We start from the raw sequence: 4,891 nt of genomic DNA, 5'->3' as shown, positions 1-4,891 counted from the left end.
GGAGACCACCATGGATTTGGCCTTTACACCTGAAGAACACAAGTTCCGCGAAGAGATCCGCGGCTGGGTGCGCGAGAACCTGCCGAAGGAGATTTCGGACAAAGTCCACAAGGCGCTGCGGCTGACGCGCGACGACCTGCAGCGCTGGGCTCGCATCCTGGGCAAGAAGGGCTGGCTCGGCTATGGCTGGCCCAAGCAATTCGGCGGCCCCGGCTGGAACGCCATTCAGAAGCACCTGTTCGAAGAGGAACTGGCGCTGGCCGGCGCGCCGCGCATCGTGCCCTTCGGCCCGGTGATGGTGGCGCCGGTGATCATGGCCTTCGGCTCGCCGGAGCAGCAGCAACGCTTCCTTCCGGGCATCGCCAGCGGCGAGGTGTGGTGGAGCCAGGGCTACAGCGAGCCGGGTTCCGGCTCCGACCTGGACTCGGTGAAGACGCGCGCCGAGCGCAAGGGCGACAAGTACATCGTCAAAGGCCAGAAGACCTGGACCACGCTGGCGCAGTTCGGTGTGTGGATCTTCTGCCTGGTGCGCACCAGCACCGAGGGCAAGCCGCAGACCGGCATCTCGTTCCTGCTGATCGACATGAAGTCGCCCGGCGTGACCGTGCGACCCATCGTCATGCTCGACGGCGAGCCGGAGGTCAACGAGGTGTTCTTCGACAACGTCGAAGTGCCGGCGGCAAACCTGATCGGCGAGGAGAACAAGGGCTGGACCTACGCCAAGCACCTGCTGTCGCACGAGCGGACCAACATTGCCGACGTCAACCGCGCCAAGCGCGAGCTCGAGCGCCTCAAACGCATCGCCCGCAGCGAAGGCGTGTACGAGGACCCGCGCTTTCGCGACGAGATCGCCAGGCTCGAAGTGGACGTGGTGGCACTGGAGATGATGGTGTTGCGCGTGCTGTCGGCCGAGAAGTCGGGCAAGAACCCGCTGGACATCGCCGGCCTGCTCAAGATCAAAGGCAGCGAGATCCAGCAGCGCTACACCGAGCTGATGATGCTGGCCGGCGGCGCCTACAGCCTGCCGTTCATTCGCGAGGCGATGGACGCGGGCTACCAAGGCGAGTACGTCGGCGCCGCCCACCTGGCGCCGCTGGCTGCCAACTACTTCAACATGCGCAAAACCACCATCTACGGTGGCTCGAACGAAGTCCAGCGGAACATCGTTTCGCAAACCGTTCTGGGCTGAAGGGAGCACGACATGGACTTCAATTTCTCCGACGACCAGGAAGCCCTGCGCGACGCCGTGCGCAAGTGGGTGGACCGCAGCTACACCTTCGAGCGCCGCCAGGGCATCGCCCGGGCCGGCGGCTTCGACCGCGCGGCCTATGGCGAGCTGGCCCAACTGGGCCTGGCCGGCCTGTACGCCGCCGAGGAGCACGGCGGCATGGCCATGGGCCCGGTCGAGGCGATGGTGGTGATGGAAGAACTGGGCCGCGGCATCGTGCTGGAGCCGCTGGGCCAGACGCTGGTGGCCAGCGGCGTGCTCGGTGGCTACGCCAGCGACGCTCTGCGCGCCGAGTGGCTGCCCAGGATCGCGGGCGGCGAGGCGCTGGTCGTGCTCGCCCACCAGGAACGCAAGGCGCGCTACCGGCTGGACGTCTGCGAAGCCGAAGCCACGCAGGCCGGCGGCGGCTGGAAGCTCAGCGGCGACAAGAGCATCGTTCCGGTCGGCGACCAGGCCGACGCCTGGCTGGTGCCGGCGCGCGCCGGCGGCAAGATCGCCTTGTTCCTGGTGGAGCGCCAGTCGGTGGGCGTGCAGGCACGCGGCTACGGCACGCAGGATGGGGGCCGCGCGGCGGAAGTCGCCTTCCGCGACGCCCCGGCGACGCTGGTGGCGGCCGACGGCCTGCCGGCGCTGGAACACGCGGTGGACATCGGCATCGCCGCGCTGTGCGCCGAAGGGGTAGGCGCCATGGACAAGACCATGCAGCTGACCGCCGAGTACATGAACACCCGCAAGCAGTTCGGCGTGGCGCTCTCCACCTTCCAGGCGCTGCGGCACCGCATGGCCGACATGAAGATGCAGCTGGAACTGGCGCGCTCCATGAGCTATTACGCATCGCTCAAGCTCAATACCCCGGCCGACGAGCGGCGCCGCGCCATGGCCCGTGCCAAGTACCAGCTGGGCATGGCCATGCGCTTCGTCGGCCAGAACTCGGTGCAGCTGCACGGCGGCATCGGCGTGACCGACGAATACGTGGGCAGCCACTACTTCAAGAAGCTGACGCAGATGGAGATGACCTACGGCGACACGCTGCACCATCTGGGTGAAGTGTCGGCGCGGATGCAGGACACGGCGGGCGTGTTCGCCTGACCGCGACGGGCGCGCGCCAGGTGGCGCTGGTGGGCAACTCGCGCGGCGGCCAGGCGATCCGCAACCACATCCAGAACGGCGGCGGCGAGCGCGCCGTCAGCCACGCCATCCCGGGCGGCGTGCCCAACCACGGCATCCGGAACCTCGCGGGGTGCAACCCGGGCAGCGCGTTCGCCGGCAACGGACCGTTCATGCAGGCGCTCGACGCGCCCAAGAACGCCAATGGCGACGAGGTCGCCGGGCCGGTCAAGTGGCTGACCCTGCGCTGCGACAACAACGACAAGTACGCCCAGCCGCACGGCGCCTGGATCGGCGCGCCCGACCAGCGGCGAGCGCCGCGGCACCGCCGCCCACAGCCAGCTGATCGCGAGGGCCGCTGGGGGTCGTCCATGGCGCAGCGAGCCGTGTCTTACGAGTTCGTGCCGTCGGCGCCGGGCTCCGCCACGACGCACATCTACCGCAGCCCGCTCCCGCGCTCCAGCAGCAACATCGTCAACCTGCGGCCGGAGCGCGTCGCCGCGGCCGACCAGGACGCCCCGGCCATCGTCACGCTGACCCGGGCGCGTGTCCTGCGCCGTCAAGGTGAGAAGGTAGTCCAGTGAGCTTGGCTGCGGTCCTGGTGCGCAGCCAAGCTGCGCACCCTACAGATCGGCCGTCAGCAATGCAGCCGCGAGTTCTTCGGCAGATGCGCCATCAGGAACTCCATCTGGTCCGCCAGGATGCGGCGGTTGCGCAGGATGAAGTCTTCCCAAAGGCTGGGAATATAGGGCGCGTACAGCAGCGTCATGCCGGCCTGTTCCGGCATGCGGCTGCCCTTGCGGTGGTTGCAGGCGCGGCACGAGGTCACCACGTTCATCCAGTGGTCCAGGCCGTTCTGGGCGAACGGGATGATGTGCTCGCGGGTGAGCTCTTCTTCCTCGAACAGGCCACCGCAATAGGCGCAGACGTTGCGATCGCGCGCGAACAGCTTGCCGTTGGTCAGGCCGGGCTTCAGGTCGAACGGGTTGATGTTCGGCACGCCCTTGGTGCCGATGATGCTGTTGACCGTGATGATCGACTGGTGGCCGGTGGCCGCGTTGTGGCCGCCGCGAAAGACGGCCACCTCGGCGCCTGCCTCCCAGCGCACCTGGTCGGCGGCATAGTGCAGCACGGCCTGCTCAAGCGAGATCCAGGACTGGGGCAGCCCCTGGGCCGACAGCTTCAAGACCTTCAAAACACGCCTCCATCCATCACGGAACGGCGCCCTTGCGAGGCTGACAACGCCTTGCGGCGACGCCTGGAACCTAAAGCACAATATACCCTGTTTCGGCCAGCCGCTCATGGCAGGCAATGCGCGTGTCGACCCTGTGCCACAAGCGCCGTCCGCTATCAAAAAGATACCGAGTTCACGATGCAGATCCTTCGGGGCTTCCACCATCCGGAAATCGCGCGGCCCAGCGCCGTGACGATCGGCAACTTCGACGGCGTGCACCGGGGCCACCAGGCGATGCTGGCGTTGCTCAACAGCGAGGCGCGCCACCGCGGCGTGCCCAGCTGCGTGCTCACCTTCGAGCCGCACCCGCGCGACTTCTTCGCCGGCGTCCACCGCAAGCCCGAACTGGCGCCGGCGCGCATCGTCACGCTGCGCGACAAGCTGACCGAGCTGGCCGGCTGCGGCGTCGACCAGTGCGTGATCCTCAAGTTCGACGCCCGCCTGGCCAGTCTGCCGCCCGAGACGTTCATCGAAGAGGTGCTGGTGTGCGGGCTGGGCGCCCGCTACGCGCTGGTGGGAGACGACTTCCGCTTCGGCGCGAAGCGGGCCGGCGACTACACGATGCTCGATTCGGCCGGCAGCCGCCTGGGTTTCGACGTGGCCCGCATGAACAGCTACGAGGTGCATGGCCTGCGGGTGTCGAGTTCGGCGGTGCGCGAGGCCTTGGCGCGCGGCGACATGGCCGGAACGGCGGCCCTGCTCGGGCGGCCCTACAGCATCAGCGGCCATGTGGTCCATGGCCGCAAGCTGGGGCGGGACCTGGGCTTTCGAACCCTGAACCTGCGCTTTGCCCACTGGAAGCCGGCCGCCCAAGGCATCTTCGCGGTGCTGGTGCACGGCCTGGGCGAGCAGCCGCTGCAGGGCGTGGCCAACCTGGGCGTGCGGCCTTCGCTGGACCCGAAGGACATCAACGGCGGACGGGTCCTGCTGGAGACCCATTGCCTGCAATGGCCCGCCCGCCTCGGCGCCGAAGGGGGCTACGGTAAAATCATCCGGGTGGAACTGTTGCACAAACTGCACGACGAGCTGCGCTACGAAGGCCTGGATGCCCTGCAGGCGGGTATTGCGCGCGACTGCGACGCCGCGCGCGCCTTCTTCGCTTCCACCCACGCCGAGACCCGTCGCCAGACCGCGCGCGACCGAATTTAACGGCCTTGTCATTGCGGGCTGGCCCCGCAATCCATGCCACGCTGGTGTTCCAGGTGGATGCCGGGACAGCCCGGCGTGACAAGTTCGCAAAGGCCCCCATGACCGACAAGACCGATTACCGCGCCACCCTGAACCTGCCCGACACGTCCTTCCCGATGCGCGGCGACCTGCCC

At 68.0% G+C, this 4,891-nt stretch carries 5 protein-coding genes; 4 read left to right on the top strand and 1 reads right to left on the bottom strand.

Translation table 11 applies throughout. The annotated features are described in order from the left end of the window. Positions 1–10: 10 nt before the first annotated feature. Genes JWP65_RS02135 through JWP65_RS02125 form a run of 3 tightly spaced genes read left to right on the top strand, consistent with a single transcriptional unit; the run spans position 11 to position 2,919 of the window. Positions 11–1,189 (top strand): acyl-CoA dehydrogenase family protein, encoded by a 1,179-nt coding sequence (locus JWP65_RS02135; protein ID WP_299759894.1) that lies wholly within the window; start codon positions 11–13, stop codon positions 1,187–1,189. Positions 1,190–1,201: 12 nt separating this feature from the next. Beyond that, a complete protein-coding gene (locus JWP65_RS02130; protein WP_299759892.1) occupies positions 1,202–2,317 on the top strand; it encodes an acyl-CoA dehydrogenase family protein in 1,116 nt (371 codons plus the stop codon). A 29-nt stretch (positions 2,318–2,346) separates the two neighbouring features. Beyond that, complete coding sequence (locus JWP65_RS02125) at positions 2,347–2,919, top strand: hypothetical protein (protein ID WP_299759890.1); 573 nt, start codon at positions 2,347–2,349, stop codon at positions 2,917–2,919. A gap of 53 nt (positions 2,920–2,972) precedes the next feature. Here the strand turns inward: JWP65_RS02125 and JWP65_RS02120 are convergent, their stop codons facing one another. Beyond that, entirely contained in the window at positions 2,973–3,530 is a 558-nt protein-coding gene (locus JWP65_RS02120) for an HNH endonuclease (RefSeq protein ID WP_299759888.1), read from the bottom strand. A 177-nt stretch (positions 3,531–3,707) separates the two neighbouring features. On the opposite strand from JWP65_RS02120, the gene JWP65_RS02115 reads away from it, so the two are divergent. After that, on the top strand, positions 3,708–4,718 hold the full coding sequence (locus JWP65_RS02115) for a bifunctional riboflavin kinase/FAD synthetase (RefSeq protein ID WP_299759887.1): 1,011 nt from the start codon (positions 3,708–3,710) through the stop codon (positions 4,716–4,718). Positions 4,719–4,891 lie beyond the last annotated feature (173 nt).

Origin of the sequence: Ramlibacter sp., assembly GCF_028292805.1 — a bacterium.
Lineage (GTDB): Bacteria > Pseudomonadota > Gammaproteobacteria > Burkholderiales > Burkholderiaceae_C > Ramlibacter.
Note: the sequence above shows the minus strand (reverse complement) of the source record. Positions and strands in the feature narration are given on the sequence as shown.